This is a genomic window from Paracoccus pacificus (assembly GCF_042680785.1).
Lineage (GTDB): Bacteria > Pseudomonadota > Alphaproteobacteria > Rhodobacterales > Rhodobacteraceae > Paracoccus > Paracoccus pacificus.
This window is the reverse complement of record NZ_JBHUEN010000053.1, coordinates 220,958-244,051: the sequence shown is the minus strand read 5'-3', so window position 1 is coordinate 244,051 and position 23,094 is coordinate 220,958. Positions and strand designations below refer to the sequence as shown.

Below are 23,094 nucleotides of genomic sequence, written 5' to 3'. Positions count from 1 at the left end.
TCGCGGTCCAATGAACCGATCAGAATGCCGCGCGGAAGGTGGGGGGCAGAGAACGCTTACGATGGGCCCGATGCTCGGATAGAAGATGTGCGAATAGAAAACGGCGCCCTCACGGGGCGCCGTTTTCCGTTCTAGCGGTCCGTTCCGACCGCTCAATCGTTCGCAAGCCGGCTGATGATCACCGTCACCTCGGGCTTTTTGCCGATCTCTTCCATCGCCACCTGCCGCACGATACGGCGAATGGCCTCGTCCATCTTGCCGTCGTCGCCGGCGGTCTTGGCATTCACGCCTTCCAGAAACTCGCCCAGCTCGGTCTCGATATCCTGCGCGAGTGGCGCCCCCGCCCGGTTGGTTTCGGGCAGGCCCATCAGTTCGACCCAGGCGTCGGGCATCGGGCGGCCGTCCTCTTCGACGATGACGGAAACCATCGCGTGACCGTTCAGCGCCATGCGGATGCGGTCGCGGACCACGCCGTCCATCGCGCCGATCAGAACCGAGCCGTCCAGATAGACACGGCCCTTTTCGATCTGCTCGGCCACGACCGGCCGCTCGCCGGTCAGGTCCAGCATCATCCCGTCGGTCGCGATGATCGAGGCGATCCCTTCGGATTCGCCGATCGCCGCATGGGCGCGCAGATGCATGTGCTCGCCATGCATGGGCACCAGAATCTTCGGCTTGATCAACTGATGGACGGCCTCGAGGTCGGGGCGGTTGGCATGGCCCGAGACGTGATATAGCCCGGCGCGGTCGTCCACCACATCGACGCCCATTTCCGAGAAGGCATTCATGATGCGGATCACGCCGCGTTCATTGCCGGGGATGACGCGCGAGGAAAACAGGAAGGTGTCGCCCTCGGCCATCTGAAGGCCCAGATAGCGGCCACGCGACAGTTGCGCGGTCGCGGCGCGGCGTTCGCCCTGGCTGCCGGTGACGATCAGCATCAGCTTTTCCCGCGGCGTGTTCGCGGCTTCCTCGGGGCCGATGATCTGCGGAAAGTCGGTCAGCACGCCGGTTTCCACCGAAGCCGTCAGCATCTTGCGCATCGCCCGCCCCAAAAGGCAGACCGACCGCCCCGACGCCACACCGGCATCGGCCAGCGTCTTCAGTCGCGCCACGTTCGACGCGAAGGTCGTGGCCACGACCATGCCCCTTTGGCTTGAGACGAACTCACGCAGGGGGGTCGCCAGCACCGCCTCGGACCGACCCGGCAGGGGGGAAAAGACGTTGGTCGAATCGCAGACCAGAATCTTGACGCCCTCGCCTTCCGAGGCGATCTGATTCCACATGACCGGGTCAAACGGTTCGCCGACGACGGGGGTGCCGTCCAGCTTGAAATCGCCGGTATGGACGATGCGGCCGGCCGGCGTGTCGATGATCAGCGCACTCGATTCAGGAATGGAATGGCTGATCGGGACGAACTGGATCCTGAACGGTCCGGCGGTGATGGTTTCGGGCCGGGGTTCATGGATCTTGATCTGGTCGACCGGGTGGCCGCCCTCTTCCATCTTCAGCCGCGCGAGCGCGCCGGTGAAACGGCGGCAATGCACCGGCACGCCAAGCTTGCCCCACAAAAGCCCAAGCGCGCCGACGTGATCCTCGTGCCCATGGGTGATGAAGATCGCTTCCAGCCGGTCGCGGTTATCGTAAAGCCAGCGGCAGTCGGCCATGATCAGATCAATGCCCGGGGTCGTGTCCATGTCGCCGAAGGTCACGCCCAGATCGACCAGGATCAGCCTTTCGCGACCCGGTTGCCCGTAGCCATAAACATATGCGTTCATGCCGATTTCGCCAGCCCCGCCGAGGGGCAGATAGATCAGACGCTCAACCGGCATCAGCCAACTCCTTGTTATAATCGAAGATAAGTCGCAGCCCGTGCATCGTCAGATCGTCATCCGATGAATCGAACAGCAGCGAATCCGCCTGCTCGAAAAGCGGGGCAAGCCCCCCCGTCGCAATGATTTTCATCGGCCGGTCGCGTTCGGCGGTGATTCGGGCGCAAATCTCGCGCACCAGCCCTGTGTAACCCCAGAATACGCCCGATTGAATACAGGCGACGGTATTCGTGCCGATGACCGCCTGCGGCCGGGTGATGTCCACATGCGGCAGCGATGCGGCGCCCATGTGCAGCGCCTCGAGCGACAGGTTGACGCCGGGCGCGATGGCGCCGCCGATATAGGCGCCGTCCACATCGACCACGTCGAAGGTGGTCGCGGTGCCGAAATCGACCACCACCAGATCGCCGCCATAGCGGTCGAAGGCGGCGACGGTGTTGACCAGACGGTCCGGTCCGACGGTCGTGCCCTCATCGACGCGCGGGGCCACCGGCAGAACGGTCTCGGGTTTGCCGACCACATAGGGCCGGGTGTCGTAATAGCGGTTGCACAGCACGCGCAGATTGAACACCACCCGCGGCACCGTCGAACTGATGATGCAATCGGTGATCATCATGTCGGCGAAGCGGTTCAGCTGCATCAGCGACGACAGCCAGACATAATATTCGTCGGCGGTCCGGCGGTGGTCGGTCATGATGCGCCAATGGGCCAGAAACGTCTTGCCGTCCCAGACCGAAAACACGGTATTGGTATTCCCGCAATCAATGCACAGCAGCATGGGCGGACCTTTCAGAAAAAGACGTCGGCCGCCGGGACGATATGCTGCCCCTGAGGCGTGGAAAGGATCATCGCGCCGTCGCCGTCTATACCCTCGAATATGCCGGTCACCGTTTCGCGCATGGTGCGGGCGGTGATCGGCTGGCCCAGACGCGCGGCGCGGGCCATCCAGGCGCGGCGGATCTCGGCAAAGCCGCCCTCGGCCAGGCGCGCCTGCCAGGCGGCGAAAGCCGGGGCCAGCAGGTCCAGAAACGCATCCGGTTCGATGCTGATGCCGGTTTCGGCGGCAACCGATGCCGGCCGGGCGGCATCGGGTTCCACCAGTTCGGCGCCCGGCGCGGCGGCGAGGTTGACGCCGATGCCGATGGCGAGGTGTTGCACCATGCCCCCCGCGCCGGCGCTTTCCAGCAAGATCCCCGCCACCTTGCCGCCGTTCAGCAACAGGTCATTCGGCCATTTGATCGACAGCCGCGCCTGCGGTCCGACGGCATCGGCCAGCGCATCGTACAAGGCCAGCGCCGCGACAAAGGAAAACTGCGCCGCCTCGGTCGCGGGGCCGTTCGGGTGCAGGATCAGCGTTGCGGCGAAATTTCCCGGCAGCATCTGCCAGCTTCGGCCACGCCTGCCACGGCCGGCGGTCTGCTCTTGCGCCATGATCCAAGCCGGGCCGCGCAGCGCCGGGGCCAGACGCAACCCCTCGGCATTGGTGCTTGCCGCGCGGGGCAGCACATGCCGGGCGACGCCCTCGGGCCAGCCCGGCAAAGCCGCATTCCGGGCGCGGTCGGCCGCGCTATCTTGGCGATCAGTTGCCAAGCGCGCCGACAAGCGATTGGGCGGCGGCGGCGGCGGCGTTATCGACGCCCAGCATGGTCACCGCGCCCAGCACGATCACCACCGCCGAGGCGATCATCAGCCCGTACTGGACCACGCCGGTGCGGCTGTTCAGCACCTGCCCTGCGGCGCCGAAATACATCAGATAGACGATCCGCAGATAGTAATAGGCACCGATGACCGAGGCGATGACGCCCAGAATGGCCAGCCAGCCCATGCCCGCATCGACCGCCGCAGCCAGCACTCCGTATTTTGCGAAGAAGCCCAGCATCGGCGGCACACCCGCCAGACTGAACATCAGCACCAGCACCACCAGCGCCTTGATCGGCTGTGCCTGCGCGAACAGGTTCAGCGAGGCGATGTCGGTGACCGGCTTGCCGTCCCGCTCCATCGACATGATGAAGGCGAAGGTGCCGACGTTCATGACCGAATAGATCGCCATGTACAGCAGCATCGCCGCCACCCCGGCCTGGTTTCCGGCGGCCAGCCCGACCAGCGCGAATCCCATATGCGCGATCGAGGAATAGGCCATCAGCCGCTTCATGTCCTTTTGCCCGATCGCCGCGACCGAGCCGAGGAACATCGACATCACCGCCAGCGCCGCGACGATCTGGCTCCAGTCGCCCGGCACATGGCCGAATGCGGCGAACATGACCCGCGCGATCAGCGCCATGGCCGCGACCTTGGGCGCGGTGGCGAAAAACGCGGTGACCGGCGTGGGCGAGCCTTCATAGACATCCGGGGTCCACATGTGGAAAGGCACGGCCGAGACCTTGAACGCCATGCCGACCAGCAGGAACACGAGGCCGAACAGCAGCCCCAGCGACAGCTCGCCCCCCCGCACGGCGTCCAGAATGCCGCCGAAATCGGCCGTCCCGGTGAAGCCATAGACCAGCGAGGCGCCGTAAAGCAGTATCCCCGAGGAAAGCGAGCCGAGCACGAAATACTTCAGCCCCGCCTCGGACGAGCGGGCGCTGTCGCGGCGGATCGCGGCCATCACGTAAAGCGCCAGCGATTGCAGTTCCAGCCCCATGTACAGGCTAAGCAGGTTGCCGGCGCTGACCATAACCATCATGCCGACGACCGACAGGATCATCAGGATCGGGTATTCAAAGCGCAAAAGCCCGCGCCGGTCCATGTAATCGGCGCTCATCGCCAGCACGGCGGCGGCGCCCAGAAGCAGCGTTACCTTGGCGAAGCGGGCGAAGGTGTCGACGATCAGCATCTGCCCGAAGCCCGTGCCGGTGGCATCGCGCATTCCGACCCATGCGGCGGTCAGCACGAAACCGGCGACGGTCAGCCAAAGCACCGGGCGGGCCATCTTGTCCTTGCCGCCATAGGCGCCAAGCATCAGCAGCGCCAGCGCCAGCACGGACAACGCCACTTCGGGCAGGATCAGGGCGAAATCGGCTTGGGTCATGATTGCCCCTTTCTCAATGGCTGGCCGGCTGCGCGGCGGCAGCCTGCTGGGCCGCGCCCGCGCCATCATCGGCGGGCAGGCTTTGGTGATAGGCGGAGACAAGGTTCCGCACGCTGGGCCCGGTCACATCGGTCACAAGGCGCGGATAGACGCCAAGCAGGATCGTCATCACCACCAGCGGCACGAAGATCCAGCGTTCCCGCGCGGTCATATCGGTGATCGAGCGCAGCGCCTCTTTGATCAACTCGCCCATGACCACCCGGCGATACAGCCACAGCGCATAGGCCGCCGACAGGATGACGCCGGTGGTCGCGACCGTCGCGACCCATGTGTTGACGTGGAACGTGCCCAGCAGGGTCAGGAACTCACCCACGAAACCGCTGGTCCCGGGCAGGCCGACATTGGCCATGGTGAAGAACATGAATACCGCCGCATAGGCCGGCATCCGGTTCACCAGACCGCCGTAGGCGTCGATTTCGCGCGTGTGCATGCGGTCATAGATCACGCCCACGCACAAGAACAGCGCCCCCGAGATGAAGCCGTGCGACAGCATCTGGAAAATCGCGCCCTCGACCCCCTGCTGGTTCGCGGCGAAAATCCCCATGGTCACGTAACCCATATGCGCGACCGAGGAATAGGCGATCAGCTTTTTCATATCGGTCTGCGCCAGCGCCACCAGCGAGGTATAGACGATGGCGATCGCCGACATCCACATCACCACCGGCGTGAACAGATCGGACGCGACCGGGAACATCGGCAGGCTGAAGCGCAAAAAGCCATAGCCCCCCATCTTCAGCAGCACCGCCGCCAGCACGACCGAGCCCGCGGTCGGGGCCTGAACGTGGGCGTCGGGCAGCCATGTGTGGACCGGCCACATCGGCATCTTGACCGCGAAGCTGGCAAAGAAGGCCAGGAACAGCAGCGACTGCATGCCGCCGACCAGATACCAGCCGAACAGCCTGATCGGGGTCGACGGGAAGTCATAGACCAGCAGTTGCGCGATGTCCGAGGTGCCGGCCTCGCGGATCATGACGATGATCGCAACCAGCATCAGAACCGAGCCGAGGAAGGTGTACAGGAAGAACTTGAACGCCGCATAGATGCGGTTCGCGCCGCCCCAGACACCGATGATCAGGAACATCGGGATCAGGCCCGCCTCGAAGAACAGATAGAACAGCACAATGTCCAGCGCCACGAAGACGCCGATCATCAGCCCTTCCAGAAGCAGGAAGGCGATCATGTATTCCTTGACCCGCACATCCATATGCCAGGTCGACAGGATGGTCAGCGGCATCAGGAAGGTGGTCAGCAGTACGAACAGGACCGAGATGCCGTCGACACCAAGCCGATAGCGCAGCCCCAGAATCCACGAGCGGTCCTCGACGAACTGGAAACCGGTGTCGCTGGGATCGAAGCCGTTCAGCACGAAAAGCGAGATCAGGAAAGTGGCCGAGGTGGCGATCAGCGCCAGCCAGCGGGCATTGTTGTTCGATGCCTTTTCATCGCCGCGCAGGAACAGCGCCAGAATGGCCGCCGCCACGATCGGCAGGAAGGTGATGATGGACAGAAGGTTATTCATTTCAATGCGTCCCTCGCATCATCACCCAGAACAAAAGCACCACGATGCCAAGAACCATCGCGAATGCGTAATGGAAGACATAGCCGGTCTGCATGCGCCCGGCGAAACGGGTCAGGCGCGGGATCAGCCCCATGGCGATGCCGTTGATGGTGCCGTCGATGATTTCGCCGTCACCGCCTTTCCAAAGCACCCGGCCCAGCCATTTGACCGGACGGACGAACATCAGGTCATAGGCCTCGTCGAAGTACCATTTGTTCAAAATGAAGCGATAGACGGTGGGCAGGTTTTCGGCCAGCCGCGTGGCCGAGCCGGGATTGCGGATATACATCGACCAGGCGACGAACAGGCCCAGCAGCATGGCGATGAAGGGCGAAACCTTGACCCATGCCGGCGATTCATGGGCCTGGGTCAGCACATGGTTATCGGGCCGCATATAGATCGAGCCTCCGACCGGCGGCGGGAACTCCTCGGCCGCAAGGGCGGTCTGGGCGGTCTGGTCGGGGGCATGGGTGGCGCTGGCGCCCTCGGCCGCAGGCGGCGGCGTCTCGGCGGCGGGGGCGGGCGTCTCGGCCGGCGTGGCGGCGGGCTCGGCGCCGCTTTCCCCGGCCGCAGCTTCACTGGCCGCAGCCTCGCCATGTTCGGCACCGGCGATGCTGAAATATTCCGACACCCTCTGGTGATCGCCGAAGAACGGACCGTACCAGACCATGCCGGCAAAGATCGCCCCGACCGCCAGCACGCCCAAGGGAATGGTCATGACCGGCGGGCTTTCATGGGCATGCTCATGGGCGTGGTGATCGCCGCGCGGTTCACCGAAGAAGGTCAGGAACATCAGCCGCCATGAATAGAAGCTGGTGAAGGCGGCGGCGATGACCAGCAGCCAGAAGGCATACATATTGCCCGAGCCGAAGGCGCTTTCGATGATCGCGTCCTTTGACAGGAAGCCCGCGAAACCGATGGTGGTCAGCGGAATCCCGACGCCGGTGATCGCCAGCGTGCCGATCAGCATGGCGTAATAGGTCAGCGGGATCTTTTTGCGCAGCCCGCCATAGTTCCGCATGTCCTGTTCGTGATGCATCGCGGTGATGACCGAGCCAGCGCCAAGGAACAACATCGCCTTGAAGAAGGCGTGGGTCAGCAGGTGGAACATCGCGGCCGAATAGACCCCCGCGCCAGCCGCCACGAACATATAGCCAAGCTGTGAACAGGTCGAATAGGCGATCACGCGCTTGATGTCGTTCTGCACCAGACCCACGGTCGCGGCGAAGAAGGCGGTCGAGGCGCCGATCACCATGATGAACAGCTTCGCCTCGGGCGCGTATTCGTAAAGCGGCGACATCCGGCAGACAAGGAACACCCCCGCCGTGACCATGGTCGCGGCATGGATCAGCGCGGAAACCGGGGTCGGACCCTCCATGGCGTCGGGCAACCAGGTGTGCAGCAGAAGCTGCGCCGATTTACCCATCGCGCCGATGAACAGAAGCGTGCCGATCAGGTTCGCCGCGTTCCACTCGGTCCACAGGAAGGGGATGTTGGTGCGCGCGATGTCGGGCACCTGGGCGAAGATCTCATCGAACTGGATGGTGCCGGTCAGCCACCACAGCGCGAAAATCCCCAGCAGGAAGCCAAAGTCGCCGACCCGGTTGACGACAAAGGCCTTGATCGCCGCCGCATTGGCGCTGGCTTTCTTGTAATAGAAACCGATCAGCAGATAGGAGGCGACGCCGACCCCTTCCCAGCCGAAGAACATCTGCAACAGGTTGTCGGCCGTCACCAGCATCAGCATGGCGAAGGTGAAGAAGGACAGATAGGCGAAGAACCGCGCCTTGTAATGCTCGGTCGCGGTCCAGTTGTCGTCATGGGCCATGTAGCCCAGCGAATACATGTGCACGAGCGCCGAAACCGTGGTCACCACGATCAGCATGATCGCGGTCAGCCGGTCCAGACGGATGCCCCATTCGGCGCGGAAATCGCCCGAGATCACCCAGTCGAGAAGCTGCACATGCCGGGTTTCGCCGTCGAAGGTCAGGAACACGACCCAGGACAGAAGGCAGGCGAGGAACAGCAGCCCCGTGGTCAGGTATTGCGCGCCCTTTTCGGTGATCAGCCGCCAGCCGAAGCCGGCGATAAGCGCGCCGACGAGGGGGGCGAAAAGAATGATCGTTTCCATGCGCCTCAGCCCTTCATCACGTTGACGTCGTCCACCGCGATGGTGCCGCGGTTACGGAAGAAGACCACCAGAATGGCCAGCCCGATCGCGGCCTCGGCGGCGGCGACGGTCAGGATGAACATGGTGAAGACCTGCCCGACCAGATCGCCGAGATAGCTGGAGAACGCGACCATGTTGATGTTGACGGACAGCAGCATGAGCTCGATCGACATGAGGATGACGATGACGTTCTTCCGGTTCACGAAGATCCCGAAGATGCCGGTGACGAACAATATCGCCCCCACCACAAGGTAATGTGTCAATCCGATCGTCATCTTCTTGTCCCTCCGGTCCATTGTCCGGTTCATCTGTCTTGCCGGCGCGACCCCGCCGGTTGGGTGTTTTTGGCGGGCCGGCTGGCCCGCGCTGCCTTATGGAATACGGGTGTAAGGCATCAGGTCAGAGTAATAGGTCATGCAGCCGCAATCGGCGCGGCGGGCGCGGGTTTCCCCATATGGCGCAAGCTTGCCGGCGATGATTGGATAGCCCGCACTCTGCGCACGCTCCGTGAACACACGTTCATTCGCCAGCCGGCTTTCCTTGCGCAGACCATCGACGAAATCGAACAGATCGCCGCCCGGAACGCCCTTTGACGAGTCGGTCAGCTTATATTCGGCATCGACGCGCACCACCTGCCGGTTCGCGCAGTTGACCAGCGTATAGCGGAGCTTCGTTCCGTTCGCGTCCTGATCGGCGGTCTTGATCCCGATATAGCCGTTGCCCTCGTTCAGGATCGGATATTCCTTGTGGGCGCCAAAGGAATTGCTGGCTTCGCTGCCGCAATTCTTCAGCTGCTTCACGGTCTGCTTCGGTTCCGCGAATGCCACCGAAGCAGCACCGATCGAAATCAGCATCGCCAAAGCCGTCAACTTCACTGTCTGAGCACTCATCTAACTCACTCCCCCAAAAAAACCTTACAGCCCCTGCCCCGGTTTAACGTCCACCAACTCCATCGCCTCTTTCGGGTCGCGGTACATCTGCTTCAGCACGTCCTGACGCTTGACATCCTTGCGGTGGCGCAGGGTCAGAAGGATCGCGCCGATCATCGAGACCAAGAGGATCAGGCCGGCAAGCTGGAACAACAGCAGGTATTTGTCATACAGCAACATCCCCAGCGCATTGGTGTTCAGCGTATTCTGCGGGATCGGCGCGGCCAGAGCGGCCGGATTGTCCGCCGCCTGCCAGGCACCGAAACCGATGGCCAGCTCGGTCAGCAGGACGACGCCGATCAGCAGGCCCAGCGGCAGATATTTCGCCAGCTCCTCGCGTAGTTGCGCAAAGTCGATGTCCAGCATCATGACGACGAACAGAAACAGCACCGCCACGGCGCCGACATAGACGATGATCAGCAGCATGGCGACGAACTCGGCCCCCAGCAGCACGAACAGCCCCGCCGACGACAGGAATGTCAGGATCAGCCACAACACCGAGTGGACCGGGTTGCGCGCCATAACCACCATGAACCCCGCCACCACGGCCGTGATCGCGAACAGGTAAAAGGCGAATGTCATCATGCGTCATCATCCTCGGGCTGATCAAAGACGGACTGGGCGATTTCCAGCGCCTTCGTCATGGCGGGCACGCCGCCGAACATGCTCATCTGCCAGATCGTTTCGGCGATCTCGCGTTGGGTCGCGCCGGATTCCATCGCGTGGCGGATGGCCAGCCGCATCTGCGGCTCGGCCTGCGCGCCCAGCACGGTCAGCGCCGCGACGGTCAGCAGCATCCGGGTTTTCGCGTCCAGGCCTTCGCGATTGAAGGTGCGGCCGAACCACATCTCCATCATGTCCCGCGTCATGGTCGGGAACAGCTTGTCCACCTGCGCGGGGTTAAGCTGTTCCAGCCCGGGATTGAACGCGCGGGCCATCTCCTGACCCTGCGCAATCATCTGCTGGAACAATTTGGCGAAAGGTTCGCTCATCTGTAGGGCGCATCCAATGCAAGGTTACGGGCGATCTCGGCTTCCCAGCGGGCGCCGTTATCCAGAAGCTTTTCCTTGTCGTAGAACAGTTCTTCTCGGCTTTCGCTGGAAAATTCAAAGTTCGGCCCTTCGACGATGGCATCGACCGGGCAGGCTTCCTGACAGAAACCGCAATAGATGCATTTCGTCATGTCGATGTCATAGCGCGTGGTCCGGCGGGAACCGTCCTCGCGCGGTTCCGCGTCGATGGTGATCGCCTGCGCCGGGCAGATCGCCTCGCACAATTTGCAGGCGATGCAGCGTTCCTCGCCGTTCGGATAGCGGCGCAGCGCATGTTCGCCCCGGAACCGCGGCGAGAGCGGGCCTTTTTCGTGCGGATAGTTCAGCGTGGCCTTGGGGGCGAAGAAATACTTCAGCCCCAGACCGAACCCCTTGATGAAATCGGCAAGCAGGAAATAGCGGGTGGCTGTTCCCAGATCGAAAGCCATGGATCAGCCCCTTCTTGGCGCGGCAAAGCGGTCGAATGCCGCGACATATTGCCGGACCCGGGCGCTGTCTTTGGAATGTTCGGCCGAGTCCAGATTGTTGGCCAGAAAATGGGCCAGTTCGATCTTGTCCGTCTCGGACGCTATGGCCAGCATTTCGGCAATCTTGTTCGAATACATGATCAAGCTCCTATCCAGCGCGCCCAGGCGCCACCCAAAACCTCGTAACGTGCAAGGAACGCCACGATCACCACCCAGCCCAACGACAGGGGCAGGAATACCTTCCAGCCGATCCGCATCAACTGGTCATAGCGATAGCGCGGCACGATCGCCTTCACCATGGCGAACATCCAGAACCAGAAGACCATTTTCAGGAACATCCACATCGCCCCGTCGGGGATGCCCGGGATCGGCGACAGCCAACCGCCGAAGAACAGGATCGAGATCAGCGCGCACATCAGCCACATGGCGATATACTCGCCGGCCATGAACAGCAGATACGGGGTCGAGGAATATTCGACCATGAAGCCCGCGACCAGTTCAGATTCCGCCTCGGGCAGGTCAAAGGGCGGGCGGTTGGTTTCCGCCAGCGCCGAGATGAAGAACAGCACCACCATCGGCAGGTGCGGCAGCCAGTACCAGCTGAGCAAGCCCATGCCGCGCTGCGCCTCGACGATGGCGGACAGGTTCATCGAGCCGGTCGAGATGATCACCCCGATGATGATCAGGCCCAGCGACACCTCGTAAGAAATCATCTGCGCGGCCGAGCGCAGCCCGCCGAGAAACGGATATTTCGAGTTCGAGGCCCAGCCGCCCATGATCACCCCGTAAACCTCGAGCGAGGAGACGGCAAAGACGAACAGGATCCCGACGTTGATGTTCGACATCACCCAGCCCGGCGCGAAGGGGATCACCACAAAGGCCAGCAGCGCCAGCACCATCGACAGGAAAGGCGCGAGGAAAAAGACAAAGCGGTCGGCGCCGGCCGGCACCACGATTTCCTTGACGACGTATTTCAGCGCGTCGGCGAAGGTCTGAAGCAGGCCCCAGGGACCGACCACGTTCGGGCCGCGCCGCATCTGCACGGCGGCCCAGATCTTGCGGTCGCCATAGACCAGATAGATCAGCGACAGCATCACGAAGGCGATCACCGCCAGCCCCTGCGCCAGCAGGATGATCGCGGTGCCCAAAGCGGATCCCCAGAACTCAGCCATTCAAATCACCTTCTTCTTCACGCCGCCGGAATCTTCCGGGATTTGCATTCGCGCAAGGTTTCGCCCGTCGTCATGATCGTCAGCCCCTGCGGCTGTGACCCGGATGTGACATATATCGACGACAGGTGTACCTTATTATCCTGTTCCGACCGGATGGTGCGGATATGGCGCGCATAGGGGACACCCTTCGACTTGGCCCAGCCGGCCAGCGCGCAAGACGCATAGGCGAAGGCCGTATCGGCGTCCACCCCTGCTTGCAGCTTGACAATCGATTCGACCAGCGCGCCGCGCGGATCGGATTGCACCACCCGCACCGTCGCCCCCTGATAGACCGAGGGATCGACCTTGAGGTCCTTGCGCTCGGGCGGCAGGACGCTGCCCCCCCGGGCCCGCATGAAGGCCGAATAGGCGGCCGCGTTCGCCGCCGTCTGGCGTGATCCGCCAAGGCCGGTGCCGGTTTGGTCCGCGGGTGCGGCCAGTTCGGCGGCGATCTGGCTCAGATCGGCGCTGGCGGTGGCGACGGCGCCGGCGTTGCCCTTGGACGGACCGAGCTTTTCGGTGGTGATCGAGCCGTCGGATTCAAGGATCATGATCGCGCCCGCCCCCGCAGCCGCCGGATCGGTCAGCGACCGAAGCGGCACGGCGGTCTGGTCGGGCATCAGATCGGCGTCGAATTCGGCGCTGCGCGCGGCCGCGGAGCCATCCCCCATCGCTGGGGCCGGGTCCGCGGCCGAAGCCGCCGGCACCCGACCGGCGCGAATATCCGCCGCGACCGACGGCGCGACCGGAATGCCGTTCACATAGGTGGCCTTGGCGGGTTTGGGTATCGCGGTCCGGGTGGTGACGCGGGTCAGCGCCTTGGCGCGTTTGGCGGAAAGATCGTCCAGCATCTGATCCGCCTGCGCCTGACGTTTAGCGGCCTTTTCTTCGGAGGCCAGAACCGCGGCGCGCTTTTTCGCCTTTTCGGCCAGTGCGGGCGGGCGTGCCTCGGGCCGCTTGCCCATGCCGCCGGTCTCATCGCAGCCCGCCACCGCCAGAAGCACCGAACAGGCCCCCAGCAGCAGCGCGACGCGACAAGATAGGGCGGATAGGATCATTCGGCGGCGATCCTTTCTGCCTGACGGCGCGCCGCCGCAAGCGCGGCCAGCTCGCCCATAAGAACACTGGCGCGGGCGATCGGATTGGTCAGATAGAATTCGGACACCGCAGGGGTGAAATCGCCCGTGCCCATCTTGCCCGCCTCCAGCGGCGACAATGCGTTTTCCGGTACCTCGTTGACCTTGGCCAGCACCGGCACCGCCTCGATCAGCGCCCGGCGCAGGCCGGCAAGGCTGTCCCACGGCTGGGTCGCGCCCAGTTCGGCCGACAGCGCCCGCAGGATCGCCCAGTTCTCCTTGGCCTCGCCCGGCGCGAAATTGGCCCGGAACGCCAGTTGCGGCCGGCCTTCGGTGTTAACGAACAGCCCGTTTTCCTCGGTATAGCAGGCCCCGGGCAGGATGATGTCGGCGCGATGCGCGCCCCGGTCGCCGTGGCTGCCCTGATAGATCACCACCGGCCCCGCCGGCAGGTCGATCTCGTCCGCGCCAAGGTTGAAGATCACCTCGGCCCCGTCCAGCGCCGCCTCGATGCCGCCCTCGGTCACCGCGCCCACGTCCATCGCCCCGACACGGCCCGCGGCGGTATGCAGGATCAGCAGTTTCGAGTTCGAATTCTCGGCCAGCTTCACCGCATGGGCCAGCACGGCCTCGCCGTCCGCACCGCGAATAGCCCCCTGCCCGACGATCACCAGCGTCGGCCTTTCGCGGGTCTCGTCGCTGATCTTCTGCGAGGAAAGCTGCTCGAGCGCGGCGCGGTCGGTGCCGACATGGACATAATCATAGGTCAGATCGGCGGCTTCACCGACCAGACCGATCCGCGCGCCCCGCGCCCATGCCGCGCGGATGCGGGCGTTCAGGACCGGCGCTTCCTCGCGCGGGTTGGTCCCGATCAACTGGATCATCTCGGCATGGTCGATGTCGGAAATGCGCGCGGTGCCGGCATAACCACCCCGATTGCCCGCCGGCAGCTTTGCGCCGTCGGTGCGGCATTCGACACGCCCCCCCAGCCCCTCGATCAGCTGCTTCAGGCTGAACGCCGCTTCGGCCGAGGCGAGTTCGCCGACCAGACCGGCGACTTTCCCGCCCTTCATGGCTTTCGCGGCGGCGGCCAGCGCCTCGGGCCAGTTCGACTGACGCAGCTTGCCGTTCTCACGGATATAGGGCCGGTCCAGACGCTGGCGGCGCAACCCGTCCCAGACGAAGCGGGTCTTGTCGTTGATCCATTCCTCGTTCACGCCGTCATTGTTGCGCGGCAGGATGCGCATGACCTCGCGCCCTTTGGTGTCGATGCGGATGTTCGACCCCAACGCATCCATCACGTCGACGGATTCGGTCTTGGTCAGTTCCCACGGGCGGGCGGTGAAGGCATAGGGCTTGCTGACCAGCGCCCCCACCGGGCACAGGTCGATGATGTTGCCCTGAAGGTTCGAATCGAGCGTCTCATGCAGGTATGAGGTGATCTCGGCATCCTCGCCGCGCCCCGTCTGACCCATCTGGGTGATGCCCGCGACCTCGGTCGTGAACCGCACGCAGCGGGTGCAGGAAATGCAGCGGGTCATGTGGGTTTCGACCAGCGGGCCAAGATCCAGATCTTCGTTGGCGCGCTTCGGCTCGCGATAGCGGCTGAAGTCGATGCCGTAAGCCATCGCCTGATCCTGAAGATCGCATTCGCCGCCCTGATCGCAGATCGGGCAATCCAGCGGATGGTTGATCAGCAGGAATTCCATCACCCCCTCGCGGGCCTTCTTGACCATGGGCGAGTTGGTCCTGATCTCGGACGGCGCGCCCTCGGGGCCCGGGCGCAGGTCCCTGACCTGCATGGCGCAGGACGCGGCGGGCTTGGGCGGCCCGCCCACGACCTCGACCAGACACATGCGGCAGTTGCCGGCGATCGACAGCCGCTCGTGATAGCAGAACCGGGGGATCTCAATCCCCGCAAGCTCGCAGGCCTGAATAAGGGTCAGGTTGGGATCGACCTCGATCACCTTGTCGTCGATCTTGATCTTGCGGAGATCTGCCATGCGCGTAGTTCCTACCTTGCCACCAGCAGCGATCCGACGATCGAGTTTCTGGCGATTTCCTGACGCCCGACGCGACAAAAGCTTTCGGGGTCACCCTTTTTTGCGCCTTGCTGGGTCAACCAGCTGTCGGCGATGCCGTAAATACGCTTTTTTTCCGCCTTGTCGTCCAGAAACGCATCAATCTGGCGGCCGGAATAGCCTTGCTTTTCGGCATAGCGTTTCAGCGCGCGGGCCTGCGAATAGGCATAGATGATCCGCGCGTCGATCGACGGGCATTCGCGCCGGATCCGGTCCGCCGCCCGGGCCGAGATCAGGCGGTCGTTGACATATTTGTTCTGCGACAAGGGCGGCAGCCCCTGCGCGCCCGCGACACCGGCCGAGGCCGTGACCGAGACCGTTGCGGTCAGCGCAATTACCGTGGCTTTAATGAATTTCGTCATGATTTCGCTCCGTTCAGGATGAACGGAATTGATACCATAGCGCCGGGCCTGCTGCCCGACACGGTGGGGTGAATGGCGTGTGATCACTGTCATGCGCCGCATCCGCCGTAACGCCAGAATCCGGCCCCGCCGCTGACGACAAAGCGCCCGGTGGTGCCGTTCAACCTGCCCTGAGTCCGGCAGAATTCCCGGATCACCCGGTCCGCGTCGGGACCATCCGCCTGTGTAAGCGGCGTCCCGTCCGGCCCGGTCACGATCAGGCCGGTGTTCTGCCCCGCTGCATCAAGCGCCGGCCCGACGACATAGGTCCTGTCGCCGATCCTGAACGGAAGGTTTTCGCCGCTCGCCGCGCAACCCGCGATCACTACCATTCCCCCAAGAAAACCCCAAACAGGTTTCATCGGCTTGCCCCGGAACCGGCGGCCGACCCTTGCGCCGGTCGCGCAAGCCCCAGGCGGCACAAGCGCCGCCGAACCGGGTCCGGGATTTGCCGCGCCCGTGGTCATTCCGCCGCCATCGCCCCCATACGGCCGGTGCGCTTGGCCTTGATCCGGTCCTCGATCTCGTTCCGGTAATGCCGGATCAGGCCCTGAATGGGCCATGCGGCGGCATCGCCAAGCGCGCAAATCGTGTGGCCTTCGACCTGCTTGGTCACGTCCAGCAGCATGTCGATTTCCTCGGGCTCGGCATCGCCGGTCACCAGCCGGTCCATGACCCGCATCATCCAGCCGGTGCCTTCACGGCAGGGCGTGCACTGGCCGCAGGATTCATGCTTGAAGAATTTCGACAGCCGCCAGACCGCCTTGATCACGTCCACCGACTGATCCATGACGATCATGCAGGCGGTGCCAAAGCTGGATTTCAGCTCTTTCATGCCGTCGAAATCCATGATCGCGTTTTCGCACAGATCGGCTGGCAGGATCGGGCACGAGGCGCCGCCCGGAATGACCGCCTTGAGGTTCTTCCAGCCGCCGCGCACACCGCCGCCGTGCTTCTCGATCAGCTCGCGCATCGGGATCGACATGGATTCCTCGACCACGCAGGGCGAGTTCACGTGCCCGGTCATCCCGAACAGCTTGATGCCCGAGTTGTTGGGGCGCCCGAAGCTGGCGAACCAGACCGCGCCACGGCGCATGATGGTCGGCACGACCGCGATGGATTCGACGTTGTTCACCGTGGTCGGGCAGCCGTAAAGCCCCGCCCCGGCCGGGAACGGCGGCTTCATGCGCGGCATGCCCTTCTTGCCCTCGAGGCTTTCCAGAAGCGCGGTTTCCTCGCCGCAGATATAGGCCCCGGCGCCGTGGTTCAGATACAGATCGAAATCCCAACCCGAGCCGGCGGCGTTGCGCCCCAGAAGGCCCGCATCATAGCATTCGTCGATCGCGGCCTGAAGCGTCTCACGCTCGCGGATATACTCGCCGCGGATATAGATATAGGCCGCATGCGCGCCCATGGCGAAGCTGGCGATCAGGCAGCCTTCGATCAGCGTATGCGGATCGTGGCGCATGATTTCGCGGTCCTTGCAGGTCGCGGGTTCGGATTCGTCGGCGTTCACCACCAGATAGGACGGGCGGCCGTCGGATTCCTTGGGCATGAAGGACCATTTCATGCCGGTCGGGAAACCCGCCCCGCCGCGTCCGCGCAGACCGGATGCCTTCATCTCGTCGATGATCTTGTCCCGGCCCCGCCCGATGATCTCGGCGGTGCTGTCCCAATGGCCGCGCGCGCGTGCGCCGGCAAGGCTGCGATCGTGCATGCCGTAAAGGTTCGTAAAGATCCGGTCCTGATCTTTCAGCATCAGTCTATTCCTTGTTGGGCGCGGCGCGCCGCCGCTGCCAAATCCAAAAAGTCACCAGCAGCGCCCAGATGAAGCCGGCGATCGCGGCCAGATCAATCAGCGCCATCGTCCGCAGGCCCCACCCCTGCTGTGCCCCGATCCAGCCCAGCACCAGCCAGACGACGCCGGTCCCGGCGATGACCAGGGCGGGCACGCGCAGATCGGTGGCGCGCGTTTCGGGGGGGCGCTGTCCGGTCATTCCGGCTTACCGCCCGCCGCCAGCCGCGCCGCCTGCCCGATCCAGTCCTCGGATTCCACGCGGCCGTCGAAGTTCGGCATTTTCTCGTGCATGCGTTCGATATCAGTCTGAGTCCAGGCGGCGACCTGCGCGAAAGTGGTATAGCCAAGCTCGTGCAGCATCCGCTCATAAACCGGGCCGACGCCCTTGATCAGCTTCAGGTCGTCACCGCCGGCGCCGGCCTTGCGGTTGCGCTTTGCGGCTGATTTCTCGCTGTCGCCGGTCTTGGCGGGTTTGGGCTGTGCGCCGCCATCCACCGCCGCGAGGCGTTTCTTGTCGGATTTCTTGTCCGACTTCTTGTTCTTCTCGGCCTTCTTGTCGGATTTCTTTTCCGACGCCGCCGCCTGCTTGGCGGCCTTCGCATCGGATTTGGCGGGGGATTTGGCGGGCTTGGCTTTCGCCGTTTCGGCTGCTGTTTCAACAACCGCCATATCCGGCGCCGCTTTTGAGCCGGCCTTCGGCGCCGCCTCGGCGGCATGCTGTTTCGGCCCGGCGTCGCCAGTGCCCTTTGCCTTGGCGGCCTTGCCAGCGTCCGATTTGCCGGGTTTGGCTTTGGCCGCCTTATCCTTGGCGGGTTTGGTCTTGGCCGGTTTCTCCGACGTGGCCGCATCCGTGGACATCAGCCCCGCCGGCCGCGCGGCGGCATCACCCTGCCCCGCCTTGCCCGCGGCAAGAGGCTGTTCGTACACCTCGGCCCCAAGCGGCGAGGGCAGCGCCTCATCGGCGTCCAGTGCCGCCGCCTCATCCTCGCGCGTCACGTCGCGGTTTTCCATCGCGGCGGCGCGGGCATCGGCCGCGGCCGTGCCGGCATCCGCGGTCTCGCCGATCGGGCCGGCGGCGCGGGCGGCCTGAACCACCGCGGCATCGGCGTCGGCGACGTCATCGCCTTCTTCCTCGGCGGCGGCGGCATCCAGCGCCGCATCGGCGCCGGCCGGGGGCACCGGGGCGTAAACCGCAGCCGGCGCAAAGCCCGAGGATGCCGCCGAGGCCGCGACACCCGTGGCGGCGGTCGTGCCGACCACATCGCCTTCGGTATCCTGCGCGCCTTTCCCGGTCGCGGCGTGCTGCTTTGCGGTACTGCCGACCGGGCGATCCGAAAACACGTTCTGGGCGTGATCGCCCAGCACATTCGCCGCCATCATCGCCCGCCCCAGCGGTTGCGAACGCCCGTCCGGCTGGACCTGACGCCCCTCGCACAGACCCCAGCGCAGCAAACCGGCGATCAGAAACCCGCCCAGAACCCCCATCACCACCCCGGCCCAGAAGCCGGAATAGGGGCTAAGCCAACAGAAAAGCCAGATCAGCAACCCGGTGATTGCCCCAAAGATCGAGCAACCACGGCGGCAGGCCGCGGCAGAGGTGCTTATGTCAAACATCGCTGGCTTCTCCTTTCGGTGTGATCGTGGTCGTAACGGTCGGAGTGTCGTGACGGGCGGTTTCAGTCTTTCGGTTCTGGCTTTCGGTTCTGGTTATTTCTCGTCGGTTTTCGCCTCGGCCTTAGCCTCGGACGCGGGTTTTTTCGTGTTCAGCCACGGCGTCAGAAGCGGCACTTCGGTCCCGTCGATACGCTTGATGGTGTCATGGTGATCGACGGCCAGTTGCGCGCTGGCGTTATACTGACGCCGGCCGCTGTCATATTCGACAAGGCTGGTCAGACCGCCCAGCGGCTCGCTGGAATAGCGGCCGTTCTGCGGCCCCGGCACCGGCACCTTGCCCTCGGCAAAGGCGTCGAGCAACACCGACAGCTTTTCGACGGTCAGATCCTCATAGTAATCCTTGCCGATCTGGGCCACGGGCGCATTGCCGCAGGCGCCCAGACATTCGACCTCTTCCCACGAGAACCGGCCGTCCGCCGACAGGGTGTGCGGCGTGGGCGCGATCCGTTCACGGCACAGCCGCACCAGATCCTCGGCCCCGCAGATCATGCAGGTCGTGGTGCCGCAAATCTGGATATGCGCAACATTTCCAGTGGGATAAAGCTGGAACATAAAGTAGAATGTCGCGACCTCCAGCGCCCGCATATAGGCCATGCCCAGCAGATCGGCGACATATTCGATGGCCGGGCGGGTCAGCCAGCCCTCCTGTTCCTGCGCGCGCCACAACAGGGCGATGATCGCGCTGGCCTGACGGCCCTCGGGGTATTTGGTCATCTGCCCGCGCGCCCATTCAAGGTTGGCGGGGGTGAATTCGAACGAGTCCGGCTGGACGGGGGATAGGCGGCGCAGCATCAGGGCGTCCCGAAATAGCGATACATCATAAGCCCCGGCGCCAGGGCGATCCCCAGCGGCGAGACGGCAATTGCGGTCATGACGATGGTCGACCCGTTCACCGGTCGACCTCGCCAAAGACGATATCCATGGTGCCGATGATCGCGGAAACGTCGGCCAGCATGTGGCCGCGCGTGGCGAAATCCATCGACTGCATATGCAGGAACCCCGGCGCCCGGATCTTGGCGCGGTAAGGCCGGTTGGTGCCATCGGCGACCAGATAGACGCCGAATTCACCCTTCGGCGCTTCGACGGCGGCGTAAACCTCGCCCGAGGGCACCTTGAACCCCTCGGTATACAGTTTGAAGTGGTGGATCAGCGATTCCATGTCGGTCTTCATGTCCAGCCGTCGCGGCGGCGCGATCTTGCCGCGGTTCAGCACATCGCCGCCGGGCTCGGCCTTCAGTTTGGCCACGGCCTGCCGGATGATGCTGGTCGACTGACGCATTTCCTCCATCCGGACCAGATAGCGGTCATAGCAATCGCCATTGGTCCCGACCGGAATCTGAAAGTCGAATTCGTCATAGCATTCATAGGGCTGGCTGCGGCGCAGGTCCCATGCCAGCCCAGAGCCGCGCACCATCACCCCCGAATACCCCCAGTCGAGGACGTCCTTTTCGGTGATGACCGCGATGTCGACGTTGCGCTGTTTGAAGATGCGGTTGTCGGTCAGAAGCCCGTCCAGATCGTCGATGATCCGCGGGAAGCTGACCGCCCAGTCGTCGATGTCGTCCAGAAGCGCGGGCGGCAGATCCTCATGGACACCGCCCGGGCGGAAATAGGCGGCATGCAGCCGCGCGCCGCTGGCCCGTTCATAGAACACCATCAGCTTTTCACGTTCTTCAAAACCCCAAAGCGGCGGGGTCAGGGCGCCGACGTCCATGGCCTGCGTGGTGATGTTCAAGAGATGGTTCAGCACCCGGCCGATTTCCGAATACAGCACCCGGATCAGGCTGGCGCGGCGCGGCACCTCGGTCTTGGTCAGACGTTCGATCGCCAGACACCAGGCGTGTTCCTGATTCATCGGCGCCACATAGTCCAGCCGGTCGAAATACGGCAGGTTTTGCAGATAAGTCCGCGATTCCATAAGCTTTTCGGTGCCGCGATGCAGCAGCCCGATATGCGGGTCGGCGCGTTCGACGATCTCTCCGTCCAGCTCAAGAACCATGCGCAGGACGCCATGCGCCGCAGGGTGCTGAGGGCCGAAGTTGATGTTGAAGTTGCGAATCCGCTGCTCGCCGCTCAGCAGGTCCTGGCTGTCGTCGTCATAGCTGTTGGTGCGAATATCGGCATCCATCGGCTTATCCTTTCGGCGGAGCTTCGGGCGGGGCCTTTTCATCGCCCGGCAGAACGTATTTCGCGCCTTCCCATGGCGACAGAAAATCGAACTGGCGATATTCCTGCGTCAGGCGGACGGGCTCATAGATGACCCGCTTCTCGGCGTCATCATAGCGCACCTCGACATATCCGGTGGTCGGAAAATCCTTGCGCAGCGGATGGCCGTGAAAGCCGTAATCGGTCAGGATGCGGCGCAGGTCCGGGTGGCCCTTGAACAGAATCCCGAACATGTCGAACACCTCGCGTTCAAACCAGTCGGCACAGGGCAGGATCGAGGTCAGCGACGGGACCAGTTCGTCCTCGCGCGCGTTGGCCTTGATGCGGATTCGCTGATTCTGGTACATCGACAGGAAATGCCAGACCACATCGAAACGCTGGGCGCGGGCGGGGTGATCGACGGCGGTGATGTCGACCAGCGTGGTAAAGCGGCAGGTCGGATCGGTACGCAGAAACTCGACCAGATCGACGATGCCGGAAAGCGTGACCGTCAGGGTCAGTTCGTCAAAGGCGACCTCGTGCGAGATGACCTCGTTCGGGCGGCGAAGGGCGATGTGCTCGCCCAGATCGCGCAGGGATTCGACGTCGACCATGTTCACCTCACCAGCGTGCCGGTGCGCCGAATCCGGCGCTGGAGTTGCAGGATACCGTAAAGCAGCGCCTCGGCGGTGGGCGGGCAGCCCGGGACATAGATGTCGATCGGAACGATCCGGTCGCAGCCGCGAACGACGGAATAGCTGTAATGGTAATAGCCGCCGCCGTTGGCGCAGGAGCCCATGCTGATCACATAGCGGGGTTCCGGCATCTGGTCATAGACCTTGCGCAAGGCCGGCGCCATCTTGTTGGTCAGCGTGCCGGCCACGATCATCAGGTCGGACTGGCGCGGGGACGCGCGGGGGGCGGTGCCGAAACGCTCGACATCATAGCGCGGCATCGACATCTGCATCATCTCGACGGCGCAGCAGGCCAGACCGAAGGTCATCCAGTGCAGGCTGCCGTTCCGCGCCCAGTTGATGATGTCCTCGGTCGAGCTGAGCAGAAAGCCCTTGTCCTGAAGCTCTCGGTTCAGCGCGGCGGTGGCGACCTCGCGGTCGGGACCTGCCGTATTCGCCCCGGTACTCACGCCCATTCCAGCGCCCCTTTCTTCCACTCATAAGCGAAGCCCACGGTGAGCACGCCCAAAAATACCATCATCGACCAGAACGCGACCTCGGTGAGCGAGCCGAATGCGACCGCCCACGGAAAAAGAAACGCGATTTCAAGGTCGAAGATGATGAACAGAATCGACACCAGATAGAAGCGGACGTCGAATTTCATGCGTGCGTCGTCAAAGGCGTTGAACCCGCACTCATAGGCGCTGACCTTTTCGGGGTCGGGGTTGCGGACCGCGACGATACGGGCCGCCAGCATCAGCACGAGCGCCAGCGCCGAAGCCATGGCGGCAAAGACCAGGATCGGCAGATACTCGTTCAGAAGATAGTCCACGTGGCAGGCTCCCTGTCATGCGCGGGGGCCGAATTGGGCGGTTCCGCGACGGGTTTGGCTGATTTTTCGTTTAGCCCTTGGCGCAGGCAGGGTCAACGGGCGCCCC

Annotated in this window: 25 protein-coding genes; all 25 read right to left on the bottom strand. The window is 63.8% G+C overall.

Translation table 11 applies throughout. The features are described 5' to 3' along the window. Window positions 1-152: 152 nt before the first annotated feature. Window positions 153-1,832: a ribonuclease J gene (locus ACFSCT_RS19410; protein WP_379145581.1), complete on the bottom strand. Its 1,680-nt coding sequence runs from the start codon at window positions 1,830-1,832 to the stop codon at window positions 153-155. Next, window positions 1,822-2,610 (bottom strand): type III pantothenate kinase, encoded by a 789-nt coding sequence (locus ACFSCT_RS19405; RefSeq protein WP_379145580.1) that lies wholly within the window; start codon window positions 2,608-2,610, stop codon window positions 1,822-1,824. The genes ACFSCT_RS19410 and ACFSCT_RS19405 overlap by 11 nt, the downstream gene beginning before the upstream one ends. Window positions 2,611-2,621: 11 nt before the next feature. Further along, window positions 2,622-3,371 carry a biotin--[acetyl-CoA-carboxylase] ligase gene (locus ACFSCT_RS19400; RefSeq protein ID WP_379145577.1) on the bottom strand — a complete coding sequence of 250 codons (750 nt, stop codon included), beginning with the start codon at window positions 3,369-3,371 and terminating at the stop codon, window positions 2,622-2,624. Between the two features lie 40 nt (window positions 3,372-3,411). Then, window positions 3,412-4,860 (bottom strand): NADH-quinone oxidoreductase subunit NuoN, encoded by a 1,449-nt coding sequence (gene nuoN, locus ACFSCT_RS19395; RefSeq protein WP_379145575.1) that lies wholly within the window; start codon window positions 4,858-4,860, stop codon window positions 3,412-3,414. 13 nt (window positions 4,861-4,873) lie between these two features. Next, window positions 4,874-6,439 (bottom strand): NADH-quinone oxidoreductase subunit M, encoded by a 1,566-nt coding sequence (locus tag ACFSCT_RS19390; protein WP_379145573.1) that lies wholly within the window; start codon window positions 6,437-6,439, stop codon window positions 4,874-4,876. A 1-nt stretch (window position 6,440) separates the two neighbouring features. Continuing rightward, entirely contained in the window at window positions 6,441-8,609 is a 2,169-nt protein-coding gene (gene nuoL, locus ACFSCT_RS19385; protein ID WP_379145570.1) for an NADH-quinone oxidoreductase subunit L, read from the bottom strand. Between the two features lie 5 nt (window positions 8,610-8,614). Beyond that, complete coding sequence (gene nuoK / locus ACFSCT_RS19380) at window positions 8,615-8,923, bottom strand: NADH-quinone oxidoreductase subunit NuoK (RefSeq protein WP_379145569.1); 309 nt, start codon at window positions 8,921-8,923, stop codon at window positions 8,615-8,617. A gap of 96 nt (window positions 8,924-9,019) precedes the next feature. Next, entirely contained in the window at window positions 9,020-9,538 is a 519-nt protein-coding gene (locus ACFSCT_RS19375) for a hypothetical protein (RefSeq protein ID WP_379145566.1), read from the bottom strand. 24 nt (window positions 9,539-9,562) lie between these two features. After that, window positions 9,563-10,162, bottom strand: coding sequence for an NADH-quinone oxidoreductase subunit J (locus ACFSCT_RS19370; RefSeq protein WP_379145564.1), 600 nt, complete (start codon window positions 10,160-10,162; stop codon window positions 9,563-9,565). Next, window positions 10,159-10,569: a carboxymuconolactone decarboxylase family protein gene (locus ACFSCT_RS19365; RefSeq protein WP_379145562.1), complete on the bottom strand. Its 411-nt coding sequence runs from the start codon at window positions 10,567-10,569 to the stop codon at window positions 10,159-10,161. The genes ACFSCT_RS19370 and ACFSCT_RS19365 overlap by 4 nt, the downstream gene beginning before the upstream one ends. Beyond that, window positions 10,566-11,057 (bottom strand): NADH-quinone oxidoreductase subunit NuoI, encoded by a 492-nt coding sequence (gene nuoI / locus ACFSCT_RS19360; protein ID WP_379145559.1) that lies wholly within the window; start codon window positions 11,055-11,057, stop codon window positions 10,566-10,568. The genes ACFSCT_RS19365 and nuoI overlap by 4 nt, the downstream gene beginning before the upstream one ends. A 3-nt stretch (window positions 11,058-11,060) precedes the next feature. After that, window positions 11,061-11,234, bottom strand: coding sequence for a hypothetical protein (locus tag ACFSCT_RS19355; protein WP_379145557.1), 174 nt, complete (start codon window positions 11,232-11,234; stop codon window positions 11,061-11,063). A gap of 2 nt (window positions 11,235-11,236) precedes the next feature. Then, a complete protein-coding gene (nuoH, locus tag ACFSCT_RS19350) occupies window positions 11,237-12,268 on the bottom strand; it encodes an NADH-quinone oxidoreductase subunit NuoH (protein ID WP_379145556.1) in 1,032 nt (343 codons plus the stop codon). Window positions 12,269-12,285: 17 nt separating this feature from the next. Continuing rightward, complete coding sequence (locus ACFSCT_RS19345; RefSeq protein WP_379145554.1) at window positions 12,286-13,365, bottom strand: hypothetical protein; 1,080 nt, start codon at window positions 13,363-13,365, stop codon at window positions 12,286-12,288. Continuing rightward, window positions 13,362-15,386: an NADH-quinone oxidoreductase subunit NuoG gene (gene nuoG, locus ACFSCT_RS19340; RefSeq protein WP_379145552.1), complete on the bottom strand. Its 2,025-nt coding sequence runs from the start codon at window positions 15,384-15,386 to the stop codon at window positions 13,362-13,364. Before nuoG ends, ACFSCT_RS19345 begins: the two co-directional genes overlap by 4 nt. Before the next feature lie 11 nt (window positions 15,387-15,397). Next, window positions 15,398-15,826, bottom strand: coding sequence for a DUF5333 domain-containing protein (locus tag ACFSCT_RS19335; RefSeq protein WP_379145551.1), 429 nt, complete (start codon window positions 15,824-15,826; stop codon window positions 15,398-15,400). 89 nt (window positions 15,827-15,915) lie between these two features. Next, the gene (locus tag ACFSCT_RS19330) at window positions 15,916-16,227 is read right to left on the bottom strand and encodes a hypothetical protein (protein ID WP_379145549.1); all 312 of its coding nucleotides are present in this window, start codon (window positions 16,225-16,227) and stop codon (window positions 15,916-15,918) included. 101 nt (window positions 16,228-16,328) lie between these two features. Then, window positions 16,329-17,624 carry an NADH-quinone oxidoreductase subunit NuoF gene (gene nuoF / locus ACFSCT_RS19325; RefSeq protein ID WP_379145547.1) on the bottom strand — a complete coding sequence of 432 codons (1,296 nt, stop codon included), beginning with the start codon at window positions 17,622-17,624 and terminating at the stop codon, window positions 16,329-16,331. Between the two features lie 4 nt (window positions 17,625-17,628). Further along, complete coding sequence (locus ACFSCT_RS19320; protein ID WP_379145545.1) at window positions 17,629-17,862, bottom strand: DUF5337 domain-containing protein; 234 nt, start codon at window positions 17,860-17,862, stop codon at window positions 17,629-17,631. Continuing rightward, window positions 17,859-19,277, bottom strand: coding sequence for a hypothetical protein (locus ACFSCT_RS19315; protein WP_379145543.1), 1,419 nt, complete (start codon window positions 19,275-19,277; stop codon window positions 17,859-17,861). Before ACFSCT_RS19315 ends, ACFSCT_RS19320 begins: the two co-directional genes overlap by 4 nt. Before the next feature lie 93 nt (window positions 19,278-19,370). Beyond that, window positions 19,371-20,129 carry an NADH-quinone oxidoreductase subunit NuoE gene (gene nuoE / locus ACFSCT_RS19310; protein ID WP_379145541.1) on the bottom strand — a complete coding sequence of 253 codons (759 nt, stop codon included), beginning with the start codon at window positions 20,127-20,129 and terminating at the stop codon, window positions 19,371-19,373. A 97-nt stretch (window positions 20,130-20,226) separates the two neighbouring features. Continuing rightward, window positions 20,227-21,465, bottom strand: coding sequence for an NADH-quinone oxidoreductase subunit D (locus ACFSCT_RS19305; RefSeq protein WP_379145538.1), 1,239 nt, complete (start codon window positions 21,463-21,465; stop codon window positions 20,227-20,229). A gap of 4 nt (window positions 21,466-21,469) precedes the next feature. Then, a complete protein-coding gene (locus tag ACFSCT_RS19300; protein WP_379145536.1) occupies window positions 21,470-22,096 on the bottom strand; it encodes an NADH-quinone oxidoreductase subunit C in 627 nt (208 codons plus the stop codon). A 2-nt stretch (window positions 22,097-22,098) separates the two neighbouring features. Continuing rightward, window positions 22,099-22,632, bottom strand: coding sequence for a NuoB/complex I 20 kDa subunit family protein (locus ACFSCT_RS19295; RefSeq protein WP_379145535.1), 534 nt, complete (start codon window positions 22,630-22,632; stop codon window positions 22,099-22,101). Beyond that, window positions 22,623-22,988 (bottom strand): NADH-quinone oxidoreductase subunit A, encoded by a 366-nt coding sequence (locus ACFSCT_RS19290; protein ID WP_379145533.1) that lies wholly within the window; start codon window positions 22,986-22,988, stop codon window positions 22,623-22,625. Before ACFSCT_RS19290 ends, ACFSCT_RS19295 begins: the two co-directional genes overlap by 10 nt. Window positions 22,989-23,094: the final 106 nt, after the last annotated feature.